Source organism: Bacteroides sp. UBA939 (assembly GCF_002293435.1).
GTDB lineage: Bacteria > Bacteroidota > Bacteroidia > Bacteroidales > Bacteroidaceae > Bacteroides.
This window is the reverse complement of sequence record NZ_DBDF01000022.1, coordinates 21,470-44,164: the sequence shown is the minus strand read 5'-3', so window position 1 is coordinate 44,164 and position 22,695 is coordinate 21,470. Positions and strand designations below refer to the sequence as shown.

The 22,695-nt window shown below is 43.6% G+C and carries 16 protein-coding genes; 11 read left to right on the top strand and 5 right to left on the bottom strand.

Annotated elements, in window-relative coordinates:
• Positions 1-6: 6 nt before the first annotated feature.
• The 3 genes from csm2 to B2Z67_RS01585 are packed head-to-tail and all read right to left on the bottom strand — an operon-like array spanning position 7 to position 3,740.
• The gene (gene csm2, locus B2Z67_RS01595) at positions 7-486 is read right to left on the bottom strand and encodes a type III-A CRISPR-associated protein Csm2 (RefSeq protein ID WP_291528068.1); all 480 of its coding nucleotides are present in this window, start codon (positions 484-486) and stop codon (positions 7-9) included.
• Between the two features lie 12 nt (positions 487-498).
• Positions 499-3,045, bottom strand: a complete 2,547-nt coding sequence (gene cas10, locus B2Z67_RS01590) for a type III-A CRISPR-associated protein Cas10/Csm1 (RefSeq protein WP_291528067.1) — start codon at positions 3,043-3,045, stop codon at positions 499-501.
• A gap of 8 nt (positions 3,046-3,053) precedes the next feature.
• The gene (locus tag B2Z67_RS01585; RefSeq protein WP_291528066.1) at positions 3,054-3,740 is read right to left on the bottom strand and encodes a CRISPR-associated endonuclease Cas6; all 687 of its coding nucleotides are present in this window, start codon (positions 3,738-3,740) and stop codon (positions 3,054-3,056) included.
• Between the two features lie 334 nt (positions 3,741-4,074).
• Here B2Z67_RS01585 and B2Z67_RS01580 point away from each other — a divergent pair, with 334 nt between their 5' ends.
• The 4 genes from B2Z67_RS01580 (at position 4,075) to B2Z67_RS01565 (ending at position 10,816) form a co-directional block, all read left to right on the top strand.
• The gene (locus tag B2Z67_RS01580) at positions 4,075-5,286 is read left to right on the top strand and encodes an AAA family ATPase (RefSeq protein ID WP_291528065.1); all 1,212 of its coding nucleotides are present in this window, start codon (positions 4,075-4,077) and stop codon (positions 5,284-5,286) included.
• Between the two features lie 7 nt (positions 5,287-5,293).
• On the top strand, positions 5,294-5,878 hold the full coding sequence (locus B2Z67_RS01575) for an RloB family protein (RefSeq protein WP_291528064.1): 585 nt from the start codon (positions 5,294-5,296) through the stop codon (positions 5,876-5,878).
• 72 nt (positions 5,879-5,950) lie between these two features.
• A complete protein-coding gene (locus tag B2Z67_RS01570; RefSeq protein ID WP_291528063.1) occupies positions 5,951-7,171 on the top strand; it encodes an exonuclease SbcCD subunit D in 1,221 nt (406 codons plus the stop codon).
• 69 nt (positions 7,172-7,240) lie between these two features.
• A complete protein-coding gene (locus B2Z67_RS01565; RefSeq protein ID WP_291528062.1) occupies positions 7,241-10,816 on the top strand; it encodes an SbcC/MukB-like Walker B domain-containing protein in 3,576 nt (1,191 codons plus the stop codon).
• A 30-nt stretch (positions 10,817-10,846) separates the two neighbouring features.
• Here B2Z67_RS01565 and B2Z67_RS01560 read toward each other — a convergent pair whose 3' ends face one another.
• Positions 10,847-14,950: a hybrid sensor histidine kinase/response regulator transcription factor gene (locus B2Z67_RS01560; RefSeq protein WP_291528061.1), complete on the bottom strand. Its 4,104-nt coding sequence runs from the start codon at positions 14,948-14,950 to the stop codon at positions 10,847-10,849.
• A gap of 848 nt (positions 14,951-15,798) precedes the next feature.
• Here B2Z67_RS01560 and B2Z67_RS01555 point away from each other — a divergent pair.
• The 7 genes from B2Z67_RS01555 to B2Z67_RS01525 all read left to right on the top strand — a co-directional run bounded on the left by B2Z67_RS01555 (position 15,799) and on the right by B2Z67_RS01525 (position 21,916).
• The gene (locus B2Z67_RS01555; RefSeq protein ID WP_291528060.1) at positions 15,799-16,764 is read left to right on the top strand and encodes a PhoH family protein; all 966 of its coding nucleotides are present in this window, start codon (positions 15,799-15,801) and stop codon (positions 16,762-16,764) included.
• A 23-nt stretch (positions 16,765-16,787) separates the two neighbouring features.
• Positions 16,788-17,732 carry a phosphoribosylaminoimidazolesuccinocarboxamide synthase gene (locus tag B2Z67_RS01550; protein ID WP_291528059.1) on the top strand — a complete coding sequence of 315 codons (945 nt, stop codon included), beginning with the start codon at positions 16,788-16,790 and terminating at the stop codon, positions 17,730-17,732.
• A 102-nt stretch (positions 17,733-17,834) separates the two neighbouring features.
• A complete protein-coding gene (gene ubiE / locus B2Z67_RS01545; RefSeq protein WP_291528058.1) occupies positions 17,835-18,572 on the top strand; it encodes a bifunctional demethylmenaquinone methyltransferase/2-methoxy-6-polyprenyl-1,4-benzoquinol methylase UbiE in 738 nt (245 codons plus the stop codon).
• Between the two features lie 51 nt (positions 18,573-18,623).
• Positions 18,624-19,370, top strand: a complete 747-nt coding sequence (locus B2Z67_RS01540) for a shikimate dehydrogenase family protein (protein WP_291528057.1) — start codon at positions 18,624-18,626, stop codon at positions 19,368-19,370.
• Positions 19,371-19,387: 17 nt separating this feature from the next.
• On the top strand, positions 19,388-20,338 hold the full coding sequence (locus tag B2Z67_RS01535) for an alpha/beta hydrolase (RefSeq protein ID WP_291528056.1): 951 nt from the start codon (positions 19,388-19,390) through the stop codon (positions 20,336-20,338).
• A 40-nt stretch (positions 20,339-20,378) separates the two neighbouring features.
• Positions 20,379-21,305, top strand: coding sequence for a TPM domain-containing protein (locus B2Z67_RS01530; protein ID WP_291528055.1), 927 nt, complete (start codon positions 20,379-20,381; stop codon positions 21,303-21,305).
• 29 nt (positions 21,306-21,334) lie between these two features.
• Positions 21,335-21,916 carry a LemA family protein gene (locus B2Z67_RS01525; protein ID WP_291528054.1) on the top strand — a complete coding sequence of 194 codons (582 nt, stop codon included), beginning with the start codon at positions 21,335-21,337 and terminating at the stop codon, positions 21,914-21,916.
• Positions 21,917-22,133: 217 nt separating this feature from the next.
• Here the strand turns inward: B2Z67_RS01525 and B2Z67_RS01520 are convergent, their stop codons facing one another.
• Positions 22,134-22,694: a hypothetical protein gene (locus B2Z67_RS01520; protein ID WP_291528053.1), complete on the bottom strand. Its 561-nt coding sequence runs from the start codon at positions 22,692-22,694 to the stop codon at positions 22,134-22,136.
• Position 22,695: the final 1 nt, after the last annotated feature.

Below are 22,695 nucleotides of genomic sequence, written 5' to 3'. Positions count from 1 at the left end.
CTATAATTAATCACCTCCATTTGCTTTGTGATAAGCCAACATGGCTTCTATTAGGTTACAGAAGTTTTGATAACTTGTTTCATCTGTAACATCTTTAGATGCAGTGTCAAATATTAACTTAAACATTTCCAAGCCTTTGTTTTTAGAATCTCGGCCCAACGCATAAGCCATTTTGGGTCGTAACAGATAAAATGACGATCTTTCTTTTTCAAAAGTGCCCATTTGTATTCGTTTGATTTCCCCATAAACATTACGTATTTTGGAATTTGTCAACTTATTCTTAGCCAAGAATTTTCCCGTTTTTTCCGCAAAAGAAACCAAATCTTCGTTAGCTCCTTTAGTTATCCACTCAGATTGATAATTCCATTCTTGAAAGTAATCACTAATACTTCTCTCCGGATTATTATTCCAACCGCCTCCTCTGTAATTGCCACTACCTTGCCCTTGTGAAACTCTTGGGCGAAATGAATCTCTTTCTTTATCCATATTTCTTTATTTTTATGAGTTATTACTATTTGTCCTAATCTCCAATTCTGCCCATCTTGCAGCGAAAGTCCATAACTCCAACGAGTTATAATGAGTAATAATTGATTCGCCATTTAGTGTTCGACAGTTTCTGCTGCACACCTCCTTGATACAATTATTTATCAAATCCCTGCAAGTAGATACTTGTCTCGTACTTTTCATACGGCTAAGGTCATAAGTCAACATCCAATAAGTTTTAAAATTAGTTATTGTATGCCCTTTAATATCCGCATTTAAGGCATGTCCTAACAATTTAGATATAAATGATTTAGGCAACTCTTTTTGTTCTACAAAGTTGACTATTTTATTCTTTAATCGTTTAACAATAGGATATTCTTTATCCCAATTCAGTGGAGTACCCATAAAAGAGAGGGAATTTTTAGTGAGTTCCATTTGCGTTCCATCAGTTTGCACTTTCATAACTTTATGACCTTTTGCATTCTTCTCTTCTTCAGCACTGACTTCTGCCCCTTTCATAATAGGAAACTTTTTCGGTACAATAGCTATTCCCCCAGATATAGAGAAAGACGGATTTTCACAGGTAAATTCCCTAAAATCATTTCGGATACGTTCTGCCATTTCTATCATCTTGTCCCACACGCCCACGATAAACACATCATCACCGCCACTATATACAATAAATGTATTTTCTTCATCAATCTCTTGCTGTATCTTATTAAGATATCCCGAAAAGAAATAATCCAAGGAGCGACTCAAGGCAGCATAACGAGACAATGTGGCACGGTCTTCTCTTATCCCTGATTGGAACAAAGAACCTAAATTATCCACATCCATTCGCAGAACACCTAATCGGGAAAATGAATCGTTTTTGCACATCTCTTCAAAGGTTTTACCCGAAAACTTGTTGCCACCGTAAAACTCCAATGCATAGATATTATTCAGCCCATTTATACTCTTCATAAAATCGCAGTCCAAACTTCCACCTCCATTTAAAGAAACAACGGAAACTTTATCGGCAGAAGCTCGTAACAGATCTTTCATCTTGGTCACATCCGCAAATTTCAGCAGATAATAATAAATTCCCAGATTTGCAGGAGCAATAGATACCTTATCTTTCCAATAAGGAATTTCACCATCCGATACCACCATAACATCCGATTCTCTCAACATTCGTCCAAGATCTATTTGCTTACTCGTAATCCCTCTTAATGTAAGGCGATTACCGTCTTCTTCATCTATTGAGTTTTTACTACAAAGTTCCTCTTTAAGAAATTCTTCACCGGTAATAGAATCGTGCAATCGTTCTCCACCAGCAGGAATAAAGAAATTTCCATATTCGGATTCCATAAGTGAAGAGAATTTTGACCGCTTCTTTACTTCTCTCTTTTCAAACAATTGTGTCCACGCATTACGCAAGTTTTCACCTTTACGATGCATTAACATATCCTCCGTAACTTCTACGGAATCGATAGCTACAAACAAAGTAGTAGTATGCATACGAAACAAATGTTCTTCTATTTTCCGAACAGACTGTTCTAATATTCGTTTCACTTCCCCTGTATTGGGAGCTAACAAATAAAAAGAACCTCCTGAGTTATAGATCACGTTTGCTTGAAATAGCCGTAACACTTTCAATAAGTATCGCACAATACTATCAGAAAGAATTCGTAAATAGAAAGAACGACCTTTCAGATTCTTAGCTGCATGCTTTGATATAATTTGGTAAATATAATTCTGAATGCCACTAAAGTCTCCACCAATCAATAGAAAAGGAGTATCTCCTTTGGAAGTAGATTGTTCGTAGTCGTACAAACAAATTGCGATAGCCGCCGTTGTTTTGAGATGGTCATATAAAGATACATCCGGGAAATTAATGGTACTAGACGGAATTGTAGTGGTGTATTTGAATAGTAAACTTAGCAACGTTTCTGAAAAAGCGTGATACGTATTCGCTTGTATTTGTTTAAAATCCGCATTAAATCTTCCCCACAAAGTTATATAATCAGGAATTATCTCTTTATCAGTATCCGGAAAATACTCTTTCCTTAAACAAAGCGGCATTAAAGGCAAATGAAAAACACTTTCCCCCTTACGCCCATTGATATCTTGCAAGATAGAAGTCATTCGTTTCTTCTTGAAGGCATCCCAACTCTTCTCGTCCTGATCATCCTTCATTGCTTCATCATTGTTCCTATCCATACCCGAGGAAAGACAATCTGCTTTCTTTATAATTTTCCCTAATTCAGTTTGTTGTTCCAATGGTAAATGATGTCCTGCTGCCAGAAAATACAGGTTATCCTTTTGAGTCAAATTGCAGAGGTCAGCGTTTACCAGAGATTGAAATACGCTCCGGTAATCGTCTATAAATTGCGCCGTCCATAAACCGTGTTTATGTGTATAATCACCTTTCAATAAAGGAAGGATCATACTTTTTCCCTCTATTACTACTCGACCCAAATATCGACTTGAAGTTTCACTTCCTGTATCCGCACGCTGATAAAACTTCCCAATATCATGCAACAATGCAGCCAAATAAATATGTTCTCTAATTGCATTCATATTCTATATTATTTTTCTATTTTCTCCCTTATCCTCGTTATCACCCCACACCCGATACTCGCATTCTTACCTATCCCCACATAATCCGGTACGGAAAGGTTGGATTTGAACTCGATATCAAAAGCCATTAGTTTCACGTTCTTGTTCATCACGTAAAAAGGTTCACTCACCGCTGTCAACTCACATTCCAGATGTTCATCCAAGTGGATATCCAAACCTTTGGTAAAAGAAAGCAGATTACCGGTCAGTATCTTTTCCAGAAAGGTAATTCGTTCCTTTAGTCCGTCCAGTTCCATATATGTCTTGTAGTTTTCGCTATTCAGTGGTAACCACCTGCGGATACGGTATCTGAACGATATTTTCCACAATTGAATACAAAACTGTGAAGGGCGTACTGCTTCAATTTCCATTTTTATTTGTTCCGCCCCCAGTAGAAAATCTGACGAAGCACTGGAAAAGAATCTCCCTATTTTTTCCGCTCCATCGGCTATACATACAATGGCCGCTTTACCATGTATACGTTTATATTGAATGAGTGGATATGAATAACGGAAGTTTTCACCCGTATGGTTATGATATAAAATGTCTGCTTTGTCGCCTAATGACGCAATGACTGCGCCTCGAAAACGAGGTATATCAATAGAACGCAATTCGTAGGCAAACTGAACAATAAGTATAGGTATACGTTTCTCCATCTATTTTGTTACCTTAAATAATACAAAGTTCCCAAAGCTATAAAAAATAATACTTACCACAAAATATTCTTATTAAATAGTTAAGTTCTGTTTAAACAATCTTCAATAACAATCATAATTAAAGGCTATAACTTATTTTTTCATGAGAAACATCTATTTCTTAAAAGCATAACTTTACCACATCAATCATCCGCTTACAATGTGCCTTGAACGAAAACAAGTGCGCCCAAAAGCATTGCAGATACAAAGAATAACAATAAACTTGCAATTTCAGCAAATTAAAAAGTCTATTTATCGTTTTTTTTCTACCTTTGCTAAAATAAAGTTCCAAATTATGATTGCAGAAATTGGATTTAAAAATTTATTCTCTTTCAGAGATGAAGCAATATTCAGCTTTGAAGCAGATAATAGCAAAGAACTGGAGTCTTACCACGTGGTTAATTTAGCTCCCGGAGTTCGTTTGCTCAAACTTGCAGTTGTTTATGGTGCTAATGCATCAGGGAAGAGTAATTTCATAAAAGTGTGCGACTTCATAAAGAAGTTCGTTGTTCGTACTCCAATCAATAAGGGAGAGGAAACTGGAATTATCCCATTTCTTATGAATAAGAATAGTTCGAATGAGTCATCTGATTTAAGTGTATCGTTTTATATCATAAGAAGAGATGAGACACCCTTGAAGTTTATGTATAAACTTTCTCTAACAAAAGCCTATATTGTTAGAGAAGAATTATGCTATTATCCCGGTCAACAACCTGCAATGGTTTTTGACCGAACACTTGTTGGTGGAGTCTCCAGCATAAAATTTGGAAATAAGTTGAAACTGACTGCCGCTGCGAAAGAAGAGATTTCTCTGAAATGCCTGCCTAACATGTCTGTCTTAGCAGCATACACACAAGTAAATGTAAATATACCAGAGATAGAAGAAGTGCTTGCTTATTTCCGAAGTTGCATGATGCAGGCGGTAACCCCTGCATTGCCACTTAGTAAATATGCAGAAGTTCGTATCAAGGAAGAACAAACTAAAGACTATATTCTGCAGTATCTGCAAGAAGCGGATTTCAATATCTCTGATATTTCGGCAAAAGATAGAAAAACTTCCGCCGGGGTCATTCAAGACACCATTTTTCAACACAAAGTTCAAGAAAATAAAGGAGTAGATTCATTTTATGAATTCCCGGAGTTATTGGAGTCACGAGGAACCCTCCGTACCATGGGGCTTGCCGGATGCATTCAAGAGACCATAGCCAATAATGCATTTTTAGCCATTGACGAGATCGAGTCTTCCCTTCATCCCAGATTGATAGAATATATTATTGAACGATTCCTGAAAGAATCAGAAAACGCCCAGTTGCTTTTAACTACTCATTATGATGGATTATTGGCCGAAGAGGATCTGATTCGCAAAGATAATGTTTGGTTCACGGAAAAGAGTAGTGATGGAAGCACTATTCTGTATCCACTCACAGACTTCAAAGGATTGAACAGAATCAGTTCTTTGCAAAAAGCGTATAAGTTCGGTAAGTTCGGAGCAATTCCTAATATCTAAAATCGCCATGAAAAGATATAAGCATTCACAAAATACCCGTCAGGTTATTCACATCATTGGCGAAGGTCTAACAGGGTTATTCTATTTTAGCCATATTAAGAAATTATTAGGATATCGCTGTTCTATTTCGCCTCGACTATTTGAAAATAACAGCATTGAGAAAATTGAAAAAAAGCTGATTGAACTGCTTAAAGAAGATGTCTTTGTCATTTGCGTTTTCGATGCAGATGTTAGTCAACGCTCTTCTGCTGAGAGCAAAAAGTTATTATCGCTGAAGAGACGCTATGATAAGAATAAGAACGTGCTTCTATGCGACAGTATGCAATCTATTGAGTATTGGTTTTTATTGCATTATGAAGATACATGCCGATATTTCAATGATTCGGCAGCTACTGAACAAGCATTAAAACGCTATATTCCAACTTATGAAAAAAGCCGCAAATTCATGGAAAAAGAGAAATGGGTTAAAGATATGATTGCTGATGGGAAAATGGAAAATGCTTGTGAACTCGCTGAAAGATACGACGAAAGAGATTCTTACAGCAAAATTTATAAGGCGATTAGAATTTTAGTTAGAGAAGTATCTCTGTAAATATTTTATAGAAACCATACTTGCCTATCTCCCACATTCTGCGTACTTTTGAAAGCAGAAAACCATATAAACATGAAAATACTTCATACCAGCGACTGGCACTTGGGGCATACACTGTATAACTATGACCGCAGCCCGGAGCAACAAGCATTCCTGAATCAACTAACCCGCATCGTAGCGGAAGAAAAACCGGACGCAATGGTAGTGAGCGGAGACATCTACCACTACTCCACCCCATCGGCAACCACACAGAGAATGTACACCGACGGTATGCTGGAAATTCACCGGGCTTGTCCGGAAATGATTATTGTAGTGACAGCCGGAAATCATGACAGCAGTTCCAAATTAGAGATAGACAGCAACCTATGGAATCACTTCGGAGTGAAAGTAGTGGGAAACATCGAACGGACTCAGGAAGAAGTAAACTTAGAAAAGCATATCATAGAAGTAAGGGACAAAGAAGAGATACTGAAAGGATACATCATTGCCGTCCCCCACGTATATCCGCAGAATTTCCCGATGCTGGACACAGAAACCCCGCGTGAAGAACGGCAAGCACGCTTCTTCCAGGCATTGCTGGACGAAGTGGAAAAGATAAATACCGACAGCCTGCCCGTTGTACTATCGGCGCACCTCTCCATAGAAGGCAGCGACCGGACAGGCCATGATGAAACCGTGGGCGGAATAGAATATATCCCCATCAGTTCCATGGGCGAAGGATATGATTATCTGGCCCTTGGTCACATCCACTGTCCGCAGAACATCAAAGGGAATGGCCGCCACGCACGATACTGCGGCACTCCCCTGCCTGTGAACTTCGACGAAACTTATCCACATTCTGTCTCTATCGTCGAAATCCGGAAACATGAAGAACCGGAGATAAGAACGATAGAAATAGAGAATCCCATGCCATTCGTTACGTTACCCAAAGAAGCGGTGGCTTTTGATGAAGCAATGAAACTGTTAGAAGAATACCCTGACGACAAGCCTGCCTACATCCGCCTGAATGTCCTGATAAAAGATTATCTGGCGCCTGACTGCAACGAACGGGCATCCGGCGCAGTAAAAGGGAAAAGATGCAAGTACTGCTACATCAAGTCCAACCGGGAGAAGTTGGCTTCAGAGGATAAAGTCAGGCACATATCCATTCAGGAGATGCAGGAAATGTCTCCCCTGGAAATAGCGAAACTCTACTATCAGGAGGCAGAAGGAGAAGAAATGGACGAGGAACTCTGCGAGCTGATGAATGCCGCCGTGCAAAGCGTGCAGGGAACGAATGAAAGAAAAAAGTAAAGAAAAGAGTGAGGTAACGAGTGAAAGAAAAGAACAATCTGCGTTAACCCGCATAATCTGTGGTGAATCATGAAACTTCAAAAGCTTATCATAAAGAACCTGGCATCCATAGAAGATGCCGTCATCGACTTTGAGAACGGACCGCTGAGCGAGGAATCGCTGTTCCTCATCTGCGGCGAAACAGGTGCCGGAAAGACAACGTTGCTCGACGCCATCTGCCTGTCGCTCTATAATGAAACGCCCCGTATGGAACGTGCGGAAAATGAGAAGTACAGGGATATAGGACAAACCTTTTCTTCAAAGAAAGAAGAGGTGGCAATCAACGACAGCCGCCAACTGATGCGCCGGAACACCAGCGAAGCATGGACTGAACTGGAATTCACAGGGTCGAACGAGATACCTTATACCGCCAAATGGTACGTAGCCCGCGCACACCGGAAAGCATCCGGCGCCATTCAGGATGCCCGATGGACTTTAGAGAACCGGAAAACGGGTATCCTGCTCACCAAGAAGAACGAGATTAAAGCCGAAATACAAGCTGCCGTGGGGCTGACGTTCGAACAGTTTTGCCGCACCACCCTCCTGGCGCAAGGTGACTTCACCAAGTTTCTGCAAAGCAAAGAAAGCGAGAAATCGGATATTCTGGAGAAACTGACAGGCACCGGAATCTATTCTGAAATAGGCGCCGGAATTTATGCCATCACAAAAGAGAAACGCACGGATTATGAAAACCAGAACCGCAAGCTGGAAGGTATCCGCATCCTGACTGATGAAGAAACAGCCGAAATTGACGGGGCAATTACTGCGCTAAGCACCGAAATCAATGAAAACACCAGGCAGAAGGACACAGCCGTCCTGAAACGTGACTGGCTGAAGACGCATACAGACCTTACCCGCCGCCAAGAGAACCAACGGAAAGCATGGGAAGCAAAAAAGGAACAACTGCAATCGGATGACTTCCGGCAAAAAGAACTGTTGATTAAGGACTGGAACACTACAACGGATGCCCGCAACTGGACTTCTTCCCTGAAACAGCAGCAACAGCAGCAGGAAAGCAATAACCGGCAAACCGAAAGCCTGAAAACAGAATTTATCCGCCTCAACAACGGTTGCATCTGGCTACAGGTAAATATGAAAGAGCAACAGAACGAATTGGCGCTTGCCGAAGAGTATCTGACAACTCACGCCCCGCTCCTTCCCATGTTCGAACAGAGCCAGTCCATCATTGCAGACCTCAATGCCATACTCTCTTCCCACTCACGCATCGCCGCTTACGAAAAGCAGATAACGGAACTAACCCGGCAGCAACCTACCCGGGAACAGGAACGCACAGACCGTGAGAACGACTTCAACAACAAAAACAAGGAGAACCAGGACAAGCAACAAGAGATAGACCTACTGAATGCACAGCTTGAATCCATGAACCGGAATGCTTTGCAGAACAAGAAGGATACTCTGGATACCACCAAAGAGAATCTACAGAAAGCTCAAAATGCCTTAACCGTGTTGAAAGAGAAGCAAACAACACTGAATGCGGCAGAGGAAAATGAAAAGTCACTGGACAGTAAACTACAAACCTGCAAGAGCCGGTATGTGGAACTCAAAACCGGATTCGACAACAGGAAGAAAGTATATGATGACATCCAAACGCTTTATGACAAACAGAAGGAAGCTGTAGAGGAATGGGCAAAAGAAGCCCGCGCCCGCCTTTCCGTAGGAGATACCTGTCCGGTATGCGGACAAGAGATAAAGTCACTCTGCAAGGATGAAGACTTTCAGTCCGTGCTTGCTCCCATCCGGCAGTCATTGGAAGCGAAAGAGAAGGAATACAAGGAAGCGGAACAAGCCTTGAACAACAACCGGGCAGGGAGCAAGACATACGAAGACATGATGCCAGGTACTCGTCTGGCAACTGAGAAAGCTCGGAAAGGATATGACATCGCCCGGACAGAAGCATTGGATAAGTGCAGCCTGTGCCAGATTCCGGATACCTCCGGCAACACAGAAGAAGTGCTGGAAACACTGATTCGGAAAAACAAGCAAGACCTTGAGGATATCAACGCCAAGCTGAATGAAGTGCAAACCCTTGCCACCCGCATCTCCCGCCTGCAACACCTGAAAAACGAATATCAACAAGTCGTAGAAGCTGCCCGAAAAGCATTTGACACTGCCGACAAGAACTTGGCAGAACTGAAAAATGGTATCACCACCAAACATTCGCTGAAGGATAGTGAGAAAGATATTATCCGGACTACTCTGGAGCGCATCACTCCCCTGATTCTTTGGGAAGAGTGGCAGACGGAATGGAACAGCTCCCCTGTCGCATTCATCGAACGTTTACGGAAGTCCGCCGGAGATTACAAGCAGGCACAAGCCAGGCTGGCAGAGTTGAGCACCACCCTTTCAGTTACCGGAAAGGAATTGGACAGCATATCGGCAACCCGGGAAATAATCTGCAATGCCTTCCCCGAATGGGAGAATCTTCCGATAGAGGGAAAACAGGAAATCAGGAATCTGGGAATCGCCTGGAATACATTGAACTCACAGGCGGGCGGGCTGAAACAAAGCATCCTGTCCGTCCTGAAGAACATGAATGAACTACAAGCCAACCTGGCAACCTTCCATACCTCACATCCGGACATTGACGAAGCGCGTATCATCGCCCTGTCTTCTCACTCCAACGAGCAGATAGAACACCTGCGCACCGAACTACAAAGGCTTAAAGAGGAAGAAGTAGCCACACAAACGGCGTTCAAACTGACCACCGGACAACTGGAAGAACATCTGTCACGAAAGCCTGAAATGGAGGAAGAGGGAGGAAAGACAGAGAAAGAGAAAGAGACAGAGAAACAAAAGGAAGAAGGAAAGGGAGAGGAAGAGAATCAGGAGGAAAAGGGAGGAAAGACAGAAAAAGAGAAACAGGAAGAGAAAGAGAAACAAGAAGAAGGAAAGAAACAAGAAGAGGCAGAGAAGACCCTTGAGAATCTGAACAGCCTCATCCTCGCTATAGAAGACAAAATCGCAGCAGCAACCCAGACCATTCTGCGGTTGAAAATACAACTGGAAGAGAATGAGAAGAACATTGCCCGGATAAAGGATGAGAAGAAACGTGCAGACGAACTACGGGAGGTTTACCTGAAATGGGACCGCCTCTGCCACCACTTCGGCGACGAGAAAGGAAAGAACTTCCGGAATATAGCCCAGAGTTTCGTATTGAAGGAACTGCTCAACGGAGCCAACTTCTACCTGCAACGCCTGACAGAACGTTACGAACTGGAATGCCAGGCAGGTTCACTCACCATTCTGCTGCGCGATTTCTATCATGGAGGAGCTGCACGCCCTGCCTGTACCCTGTCCGGTGGAGAAAGTTTCCTGGTTTCCCTGTCGCTGGCTCTCGGACTTTCCTCCCTCAGCCGGCAAAGCCTGTCGGTAGATACGCTGTTCATTGACGAAGGATTCGGTACGCTAAGCAGCGACTACCTGAACACAGTGATGGACACACTGGAGAAACTGCATCAGATGGGCGGCAAAAAGGTAGGAATCATCAGCCATGTAGAGGGACTGCGGGAACGTATCAAAACACAGATCCAGGTGAAGCGGATTGATAATTCGAGGAGTGAAATCACGACGGTTGCCACTCTTTGAATGAAAGTTCAGCAATGCAGATGAAAGAATTCAATCCTCATCTTGATGTACCAGCATATAATCTTTAGGCGACATTCCATGTACTTCCTTAAATGAACTGGAAAAATGCGACAAGTTTGTGTAACCCGTTGCATACGCCACATCCGAGATTGTATATATCTTCTCTTTCAGTAGAATGGCTGCCTGCTGCAAGCGGATATTCCTTATAAAATCGCGTGCCGAAAGATTCGTCAGTTCTTTCAACTTCCGGTATACATGGACGCGACTCAAACCCACATTAGCTCCCAACATCTCTACATTCAAATCCGGATTGGAAAGATTCTCATTAATCACTTTCATGATTTTATCCATCAAGACTTCATCGGGCGTCTTCATCGACAATTTCCGGACTTTGTCCTCCTGCTGCTGTGCGCCACTGAATTTACTCTTCAACAGTTTCCGGTTTGCTATCAGATTGGCGATTGTGCTCTTCAACAGTTCCGTATTGAACGGTTTCACCATATAAGCGTCCGCACCGGTTGCCATGCCCTCCATAGTGTCCTCCGGCTTCGACTTGGCTGTCAACAGGATTACAGGCACATGATTAACATTCGTATTCTGCTTTATTTTCCGGCAAAGCGACAAACCGTCCATTTCAGGCATCATGATATCACTGATTACTAAGTCGGGAGCGCCCGCAAGGATAGTATCATAGGCTTCTTTCCCATTTCCACAGGTCATTATACGGTATTCCTCTTCCAATTCCTCTTTCAGGTAAGAGAGAATTTCCTCCTCATCTTCCACTATCAGGATATGCGCACGACTTTTCGCCTTACCCGTCTTTTTAGTATTCACGTCTTCTTCCGCATGCTCAAAATGTTCCTCAAACGCTGTCTTCTCCGGTTTGATATAAGCAGCACGAGGAATGGTTACCGCCATTTCCGCATCTTCCAATTCATTGATACGAAGATGCGCTGAACCTAACGGAACCCTGATAATGAAACGGCTACCCGGAGCATCTTTACGATTCTCCGCCAGAATGATGCCATGATGCAACTCTACTAACGACCGGGACAGATGCAAGCCTATCCCCGTACCGAAGTTGGATTTTGTCACATCATTATCTATTTGATAAAAACGTTCGAATATACGTTCTATTTTATTCCGGTCAAGCCCGATACCGCTATCGGTCACCGTTATTTCAAAATACTCTCTTAAGGAATCTTTGCGGGTAATGTCCCGTCCGGTAGAAAGCCTCACTGTAATCTCTCCCTGTTCCGGCGTATATTTGAAAGCATTGGAGAAGATATTCATCAATACCTTGTCGAAGTTATTCATATCAATCCACACTTTCAACTGCGGCATAGCATGTTCAAAAGTAAAATGTATCTTCTTCTTCCGGGACAGATAGTCGAAAGTAAGCATCACATCATCAATGAAGCCAACCATATCCGTCTCCCTGAACTTCATGAACATTTGCCCCTTGTCCAGCTTACGGATATCCATCAACTGATTAATCAAGCGGAGGATACGCTGTGCATTCCGGTAAATCATCAGGTAGGTCTTCTGCACCTCTTTCCCTTTGTTTTCAGCCATCAACTTCTCCAAAGGATTGATAATAAGCGTCATCGGGGTACGGATTTCATGCGAGATATTGATGAAGAACTGTAATTTCGCCTCATTCAGTTGCTCGGCATGTTCGCGTTTCATAATCTCGCGACGATGTCGCATGCGCGACAAGATATAGTTTACGATGCCCAGCACCAGTAGCCCGAACAAGAATACGTAAATGCAATACGCCCACCACATTTCATACCAGGGTGGAGCTATCTGTATTTTAACGCTACGTATGTCCGAAAAGTTACCATGACTCAAAGCGCGAACCTGAAAAGTGTACTTGCCCGGAGGAAGATTATTGTACGTCACCCTGTTTACTCCCGGCTCTGTACTGAGCCATTGGTTACTCAACTCCTCTATTTTATACTGATAGGATATCTGTTCCGGATTGTAGTACTGCAACGTAGAAAACACAATGCTGAAAGTCTTATCTTTATGAGTCAGCCGGAACAAGTCGGCATCAGGTACGGAGGTATAGACAACCGGATTCCCCGAACGGGTATTCTTATTTACAGGTTCATTAAAAATATAGAACTCCGTTATCCAAACCTGCAGATTCTTCAACGTACTGCCTATGGAAGCCGGTGAAAAGCAAGTTATGCCATTGATGCCGCCGAAATAGATTTTACCCGACCTGCCTTTATAAAATGCTCCGTGGCTAAACTCATTTCCCTGTAACCCATCGCCCGCATAATAATTGATAAAGCGACTATTTTCCACATCATACTTGCAAATTCCCATATAAGTACTGATCCATATATTATGCTGTTCGTCCTCACAGAGTCCGCAAATCACATTGTTAGGCAAACCATCCTCCATCGTGAAACGCTTAAGTTCTTCGGTTTTCTTATTAAAACAATATAATCCGTCTGTTGTACCTGCCCATATATTTCCGGCGTGGTCTTCCTGTATTACGTATCCCACGCGGTCTTCAATCAGTGAATTGACATTGCGGTAGTTTATGAAACTCTCCGTAACCGGATTGAAACAACTGACACCTTTGTAAAGCCCCAGCCAAATCAAGCCTTCACTGTCACAGAAGATGTAGTTCACCCAGTCGTTTACCAGTTCATTCCGTGTCAAATCGCCTGTTTCGTCTTTCGGGGATTCGTAGTGTTTCAATTCTTTTGTCAGCAAGTTATATTTGTAAAAGCCTGAACCGAATGTTCCGATATAAAGGTTCTTATGGCGGTCCTCGGTTATAGAAAATATTTTCTCGTTATCAATCGGCAGCGGATACTCACATTCACCTGTCTTCCGGTTTAGTTTCGCCAAACCTCTTGTATAAGAACCCAGCCAGAAATCTCCGTCCGTATCTTCATACGTACACATAATGGTACCGGCAACCGAGTGTGGGCTATTACCCGGCTGATAGTGCCGCAACCTCTTACCTTCGGCATCCAGTTCAAAGACACCTTCATTATCCGTACCTACCCAAAGATGTTGGTTGCTATCCTGATAAATCGACATCACGCATCCCTGCCCGATAGGGTTATAGTAAATGGACTTGTAGCCGTAATACTCAAACGGATTCTCTTGTTTAGGTATCAGCGCAATGCCTTTCTGAAATAAGCCCAGCCACAGATTTTTATCCCGGTCTTCCAGAATGGCGTGTATCTTCCCTTCCGAGAAATCCATAGGTGCGGAGTTAATACTGTAATCTTCCATTTGTCCCGTCATCCGGTTATAGGTTTTCAATCCCTGCCCGTCGGTACCTATCAGCAATCTGTCATCCAACAGCGTCAGGCAATAAACGGATAATGACTTCCCGCCTACGTAAGGCACGGAGACAAACAGATCCCTTTCACGGTCATAACGCAGCAGTCCTTGCTTCTGGGTTCCGACAAACAGATTTCCATACTTATCTTCCGTAATGGCAGATATGTAATTGTCATTAATCACCGGATATCTGTAAACACGAACTTCCTGGGTTGGCGGTAAAAAACAAATCACCCCTTGGCCTTCTGTCCCAATCCATATATTATGATGGGAATCTTCGTACAGGTTCGACTGGAAATTATAATTCACCTGCCTCATTATGGCATCAACGGATATCGCTTGTTTTCCCTCTTCGTCCAGCCGGAAGACTCCTTGCCCGGTAGTTGCTATCCATACTTCACCATTATGCAGTTCCTGCATCTGCGTAACATGCGGAAAGACTTGCTTGCCTGCACGTATCAACGGAATTTTCCGAAAGGTATCCTTCTCCGGCTCATACTTCATCAACCCGTCAATGCAACCTACCAGCAGATTCTGCCGGCTGTCTTCAAAAAGGGTACGCACATAGTTATTCATAATCGAAGTGGAATCGTGCGATATATGCTTGTAATTTGAGAAACGAAGGCCGTCGAACTTATTCAACCCGTACTCTGTAGCTATCCAGATAAAACCTTTCTTATCCTGAAATATATAATTAATAAGACTGCTGGACAACTCATTATTGGTAGAATAGAACTTACCGGTCTGTGCAGCCAAAGGCATGACTATAAAGCACAGCAGCGAAATGATGAAATAGAATTTGTTTAAAAGTGCGTTCATTGTATTCTAAAGTTAAAGTCAAGCAAAGGTAAGGAAATTTTCGGAATAAATAAAGATGATGTAGTATATAATTAAGCCCGGACATAAAAGTTCAAGAATGCATCAGGCTAAAAGTGACATGTTTGCACTTGCCTGTATTATTCATACTGCAGGAGTTAAGGGAGTTGTCAGATTGACACTTTGTATTTTAAGTTGGCTGAGAATGCGATATTTCCGCCCGAGGGCAGGCTCGGTTGGAAATATCGAAGCGAAAATCAGTAAGTGCCAGAGGGATAGACGGATATCGAAATGCTTACATTTANNACAAAACATCTCCTGAAAGTGGGCTGATAAGGGGGAAACAGGACAGGATAAGCCAACTACTTACAGGTAACAAGCCAACCACTTATAGGTAACAAGTGATCTACTTACAGGTAGTTAGTGATCTACTTANNCTACTTATAGATAGTTAGTGTTTTACTTATGGATAGTTAGTGTTTCATCCTTAAGCAACAGGCTATTTTTGCATAAATAGCTTGTAAATATACAATAATACGCATAAATACTGCATCATTATTCTTTGTTCGTTCATCAAGTATGCTAAAAGATGAATTTATAAATCAAGGCATGTTATAAAAAGCGGGATAATGCTATCATAATGAACACAAACAACGATTATTCGTTATCATTTAGATATTTCCACAAATTCTTAGCCTGTATTATTCATAGTACAGGCCTAATTCGTAGAAGCAGTTTTTACCGCGAAGCCTGTAACAAAAAAAACAGTTGGAAGCACTCAAGTATTCAAACGTTTCACTAAATTTGCAAACCGTTTCACTAAAAAACAGAATGAACTTATAAACAACTCGATGATAGAAAAACTGATTGTTCTTGAAGATATCGACCCGGTTATCTTTTACGGCGTGAATAACGCCAATATACAATTAATAAAAGCTCTGTACCCCAAGCTGCGTATCGTTGCACGCGGCAATGTCATCAAAGTGCTGGGAGACGAAGAAGAGATGTGCGCATTCGAAGAAAACATCACCAAGCTGGAGAAATATTGCGCCGAATACAATTCACTGAAAGAAGAAGTCATTATTGACATAATCAAAGGAAATGCACCCCAGGCGGAAAAGTCGGGCAACGTCATCGTATTCAGCGTGACGGGCAAACCGATTATCCCCCGCAGCGAAAACCAGATGAGACTGGTAGAGAGCTTTAGCAAGAACGATATGGTATTTGCCATCGGTCCTGCAGGCTCGGGAAAGACCTACACCGCCATCGCCCTTGCCGTGCGCGCCCTCAAGAATAAAGAGATAAAGAAAATCATCCTCAGCCGCCCCGCTGTAGAAGCAGGCGAAAAGCTCGGCTTCCTGCCCGGCGACATGAAGGATAAGATAGACCCGTACCTGCAACCCCTGTATGATGCCCTGCAGGATATGATTCCCGCCGCCAAACTGAAAGAGTATATGGAACTGAACATCATTCAGATAGCTCCCCTCGCCTTCATGCGCGGACGTACACTGAACGATGCAGTTGTTATTCTGGACGAAGCGCAGAACACCACTACTCAACAAATCAAGATGTTCCTCACCCGCATGGGCATGAATACCAAGATGATTGTAACGGGCGACATGACGCAGATTGACCTGCCACCTTCCCAAACATCGGGACTTGTGCAAGCGCTGAAAATACTGAAAGGCGTAAAAGGTATCAGCTTTGTGGAACTGAACAAGAAAGATATTGTACGGCACAAGCTGGTGACACAGATTGTGGAGGCTTATGAAAAGTTTGATAAAGAAGTGAAAGCAGACAAAACATCACAAAAATAATATGAACTTAATACATTATAAGAATGAAAGCATTAACAAAAACAGATTTCAACTTCCCGGGACAGAAGAGTGTCTATCATGGGAAAGTGCGCGATGTCTATAACATCAATGGTGAACAGTTGGTCATGGTAGCAACCGACCGCATCTCTGCCTTCGACGTTGTTCTGCCGAAAGGTATCCCCTTCAAGGGACAGATGCTGAACCAGATTGCTGCAAAGTTCTTAGATGCCACTACCGATATTTGCCCCAACTGGAAAATGGCTACGCCCGACCCAATGGTAACGGTAGGAGTAATGTGCGAAGGTTTTCCTGTCGAAATGATAGTACGCGGTTACCTTTGCGGCAGCGCATGGCGTGCGTACAAAAGCGGTGTACGTGAAATCTGCGGCATCCGGTTGCCCGAAGGAATGAAAGAGAACCAGAAGTTCCCCGAACCAATCATCACCCCAACTACCAAAGCCGAAATAGGCGAGCACGACGCTGACATTTCCAAAGAAGAAATCCTTGCTCAAGGTCTGGCTACTCCCGAAGAATATGCCGTATTGGAGAAATACACGATGGCGCTTTTCAAGAGAGGAACAGAAATCGCAGCCGAACGCGGTCTTATTCTGGTAGATACCAAATACGAATTCGGTAAGCATAAAGGCACCATCTACCTGATGGACGAAATCCACACTCCGGATTCCAGCCGCTACTTCTATTCCGAAAGCTATCAGGAACTTTTCGAAAAAGGCGAACCACAGAAACAACTTTCCAAAGAGTTTGTACGCGAATGGTTGATGGACAACGGTTTCCAGGGTAAAGCCGGACAACAGGTTCCGGAGATGACAGATGAAATCGTGACTTCCATCAGCGACCGTTACATCGAGTTGTACGAACACATCACAGGTGAGAAGTTCGTAAAAGAGGATACCGGCAACATTGCGGAACGCATCGAGAAGAATGTAACTACGTTCTTGAACGAATAAGTACATTAATTGTTTATACTATAAATGATAATTTAGGTGGGAATGGGTACGCATCGTCCGCGTATCCATCCCCACTAATAAATTATAAACCTATTGACAACAATGGATTACCCTCAGGAATCTATCAAACCCTACGGGAAAGATGGGAAAAAGAGTGAGCAGATAGAAGCAATGTTCAACAACATTGCTCCCGCTTATGACAGGTTGAACCATACCCTTTCTCTGGGCATCGACCGCAGTTGGCGCCGGAAAGCAATCAAATGGTTAAAGCCTTTCCAGCCGAAGCGCATCATGGACGTAGCTACCGGCACGGGCGACTTCGCCATCCTTGCCTGCCGCGAGTTGCAGCCCGATGAACTGACAGGCATCGACATATCGGAGGGCATGATGAACGTAGGACGTGAAAAAGTAAAACAGGCGCACCTCTCGGACAAGATATCTTTTGCCCGGGAGGACTGCACTTCCCTCTCATTTGCCAATGACACGTTTGATGCCGTAACCGTAGCGTTCGGCATCCGTAACTTTGAAGAACTGAATAAAGGATTGTCGGAAATGTGCCGTGTACTGAAAGCGGGAGGCCACCTCGTCATTCTGGAACTCTCCACGCCCCACCGCTTCCCGATGAAGCAACTCTTCACCATCTATTCCAAAGTAGTGATACCCCTGCTTGGGAAATGTTTGTCAAAAGACAACAGCGCCTATACTTACCTGCCCCAAAGCATTCGCGCTTTTCCCCAGGGAGAAGTCATGCAGGAGATTATCCGGGAAGCAGGATTCAGCCAGGTAAGTTTCCGGAGACTGACATTCGGTACATGCACCTTATACACAGCAACCAAGTAATTCTTATATTGACACTTCATCACATTACTAACATCAGCCACTAACAGAATTATGCAGAAATACGGTTTAATAGGTTATCCGCTAAAACATTCGTTTTCTATCGGATATTTCAATGCAAAGTTCAAATCGGAGAACATAGATGCCGAATATCTGAACTTTGAGATACCCAACATCAATGACTTTATGGAAGTTATAGGAGAAAACACCAATCTCTGCGGATTGAATGTGACTATTCCCTATAAGGAACAAGTCATCCCCTACCTCGATGAGCTGGACAAGGACACAGCCAAGATTGGTGCGGTAAACGTTATAAAAATAATCCGCCCGTCGAAAGGAAAGATAAAGCTTATCGGCTACAACTCGGACATCATCGGATTTACACAATCCATTGAACCTTTACTGCAACCCCACCATAAGAAGGCTCTGATTCTGGGCACGGGCGGTTCGTCGAAAGCCGTCTATCACGGATTGGCTAACCTGGGTATCAAAAGCGTATTCGTATCACGCACCAAAAGCAATCCGGACTACCTTACTTACGAAGAACTCACACCGGAGATTATACAGGAATACACGGTTATCGCCAACTGCACCCCCGTGGGTATGTATCCCAAGGTAGATTTTTGCCCGAACATACCTTACGACTCCTTAACTCCCAACCATTTGCTCTACGATTTGTTATATAATCCAAACGAAACCCTTTTCATGAAGAAGGGTGAAGCGCGCGGCGCCGTTACCAAGAACGGACTCGAGATGTTGCTATTGCAAGCATTTGCCGCATGGGAGATATGGAACAAATAGAGTAAAAGGAAGAGAATATGAAAAAAGGTATCAAATACGGTCTGATTGGGCTGTTGGCGGTTATCATTGCGGTTGTCGCAGGGGGGAGCTTTTATATGCTTGGCTTCTCGTTGAGACCGGACTATCACAATGACAGAACCTTATCCGGCTCCTACGAGTACATGTTCAACGAATATCCTCACATAAAGCCCTGGATAGACAGCCTGCAAATATCCGACGCCCTGCGCGATACCTTTATCACTAACCCGGAAGGAGTGCGACTTCATGCCATCTATGCAGCCGCCCCCGAACAGACAACTCAAACTGCCGTCATCGTACATGGATATACCGACGATTGCGTTCGTATGCTGATGATAGGCTACCTGTATAATAAAGAATTAAAGTATAACATCCTGTTGCCCGACTTGCAATATCATGGATTGAGTGACGGTAGGGCTATTCAGATGGGTTGGAAAGACCGTTTGGACGTATTGCGCTGGATGGACGTTGCCAATGAAATCTACGGCGGGAACACACAAATGGTGGTACACGGCATCTCTATGGGAGCGGCCACTATCATGATGCTATCCGGCGAACCGCAACAACCTTTTGTAAAATGCTTCGTGGAAGATTGTGGTTACACCAGTGTATGGGACGAGTTTTCGAACGAACTGAAAAGCCAGTTCGGGCTTCCCCCTTTCCCGATGATGTACACCGCCAGTTGGCTATGTAAGATGAAGTACGGTTGGAGTTTCAAGGAGGCTTCATCGCTGAACCGGGTAGCGAAGTGCCGGTTGCCCATGCTGTTTATTCATGGCGATGCGGACACTTACGTCCCTACCGGTATGGTCTATCCGCTTTATGAAGCTAAGCCGGAGCCTAAGGAGTTGTGGATTGTTCCCGGCGCCACTCACGCCACGTCCTACAAAGATTATCCTGAAGAATATACCGGATATGTGAAGAATTTCGCAGGAAAGTATATCCATTGATGTGATTTTCCCTTATATTCGCCGTATCAATATAATAAGTATGAAAAGATTCATCTCCATTAGTTTATTCCTATGCCTGCTCTTATCCGTGCAGGCGCAGAAGGTTTATACTACAAACAATATTCCTAAAGTACACCTTCAGGACAAGACGCGCTACGTTTGCAATCCGGAGCAGATTCTATCTCAAGCCGCATGCGACAGTATCGACCGTATGCTGTATGCACTGGAACAACAGACAGGTATCGAAACCGTGGTAGCCATCGTACCGTCCATTGGAGATAAAGACTGCTTCGACTTCTCGCACAGCTTGCTCAATGAGTGGGGCGTTGGGAAAAAGGGAAAGGATAATGGTTTGGTTATTCTTCTTGTGACAGACCAGCGTTGCATTCAGTTTTATACGGGATACGGCTTGGAAGGTGACTTGCCGGATGCTATCTGTAAACGTATCCAGACGCGAGATATGATTCCTTATTTGAAAGATGGTAACTGGGATGCGGGAATGGTTGCCGGTATCCGCTCCGTATGCGGCAGACTGGATGGAAGCATGGTAAATGATACGGGAAGTGATACGGGAAACGATACAGGCCTCTCTTTCTTGGTAGTTTTGGCAATAGCCATTGGCTTCCTTGTTATAGCCGGGTTGATAGGCGTATTGTCGGCGCGCGCGGCAAGCAAATGTCCTCAATGCGGTCAGTACAAGTTGCAGCGCACGGGCAGTAAACTTGTCTCCAGTAATAATGGGGTGAGAACGGAAGATGTCACCTATACATGCCTTAATTGCGGGCACACTTTGGTACGCCGGAAACAATCGTATGATGAAAACTACCGGGGAGGAGGCGGAGGAGGTCCGGTTATCTTCGGAGGTGGTTTCGGAGGAGGCGGTCTTGGTGGAGGCAGAGGCGGTTTCGGAGGAGGTAGCTTTGGAGGTGGTAGAGGAGGAGGCGGAGGAGCCGGTTCCAGATTCTGAATTTGTATAATCAATTAATATAAAAGAGTATGAAGAAGTCAACTATTATCATTCTTGTAGTCTTAGCCCTTTTGGTTATCTGGGGAATCACCAGTTATAACGGGCTGGTAAGTATGGACGAAAACGTAAGCGGACAATGGTCTAACGTCGAAACACAGTATCAACGCCGTGCCGACCTGATACCGAACTTAGTCAGCACAGTCAAAGGATACGCATCTCACGAGCAAGAAACGCTGGAAGGCGTAGTACAGGCACGCAGCCAAGCCACTCAAATCAAAGTAGACGCCAACGACCTGACTCCTGAGAAACTGGCTGAATATCAGAAAGCCCAAGGCGCAGTCACTTCCGCTTTGGGTAAGTTGCTGGCTATCACCGAGAATTATCCCGACCTGAAAGCCAACCAAAACTTCCTGGAACTGCAAGCACAGTTAGAAGGAACAGAAAACCGCATTAATGTGGCACGTACCAACTTCAACGATGCGGCAAAAGAATTTAATACTGCCATCCGCCGCTTCCCGAAGAGTATCCTTGCAAGTATGTTCGGCTTTGAAAAGCGCGCTTACTTTGAAGCTGCCGAAGGTAGCGATGTAGCGCCGCAAGTACAGTTCTAAATGTTCCCCGAACACACTTTATCTTACTGAAGAAAGTACGAATAGTTAAGTCCACTATCCTTCATCCGCAGATGAGGCGGATAACACAGATTACGCAGATTTATTCAAAACCTAATCTGTGTTCTGCGTTATCTGCGGATGAAGAATATCTTTTTGATAGTAGACTTAAACTTTGTACATATCCTCATTCCACTATCCTTTCAACTAAAGTACCCACTTACTCCAAATCCGCTATCGCATCCTGCAATTCCTTTATTCCCTTCCATGCCCTGAGAAGTAAACATATACCCACGAATAAACCTATCAGAATCCCTGTCCAGATAGCAAGTAACATGTTGCGGTCGCCAAGCCCAGCTATATCCCATACCATACTCGACAGCAAAGGCACGGCGCACAATACACTTACAACTATCCCTATCTTAAAAGACATACGGAAACGATTCTCCGCCAAGCACACTTCACGCACTGTCATCTGCAAACAGTCAATCCTCCCCAACAACCACATCCATATCAATTGCCGGCAGACTACAACAGCAATGAATACCCCCATCAATGTCCACGTCAGCACACTGAAATGAAGGTCTATATTATGGGCAAGATTAAGAGACAGAGGTAGCAAAATGCAAATAACCAAAGTTAACCGTAACAATAAACGCCGGCGTACTTGCTTCAGCTTGCTATTCACCGTTTTATTTAATTGCCGGCGGTTCTCCATTTCCAACCGTCCGAGCCTTTCTTCCATTGCAGCCCAATTATTCTTTAATTCATCCAGTTCCATA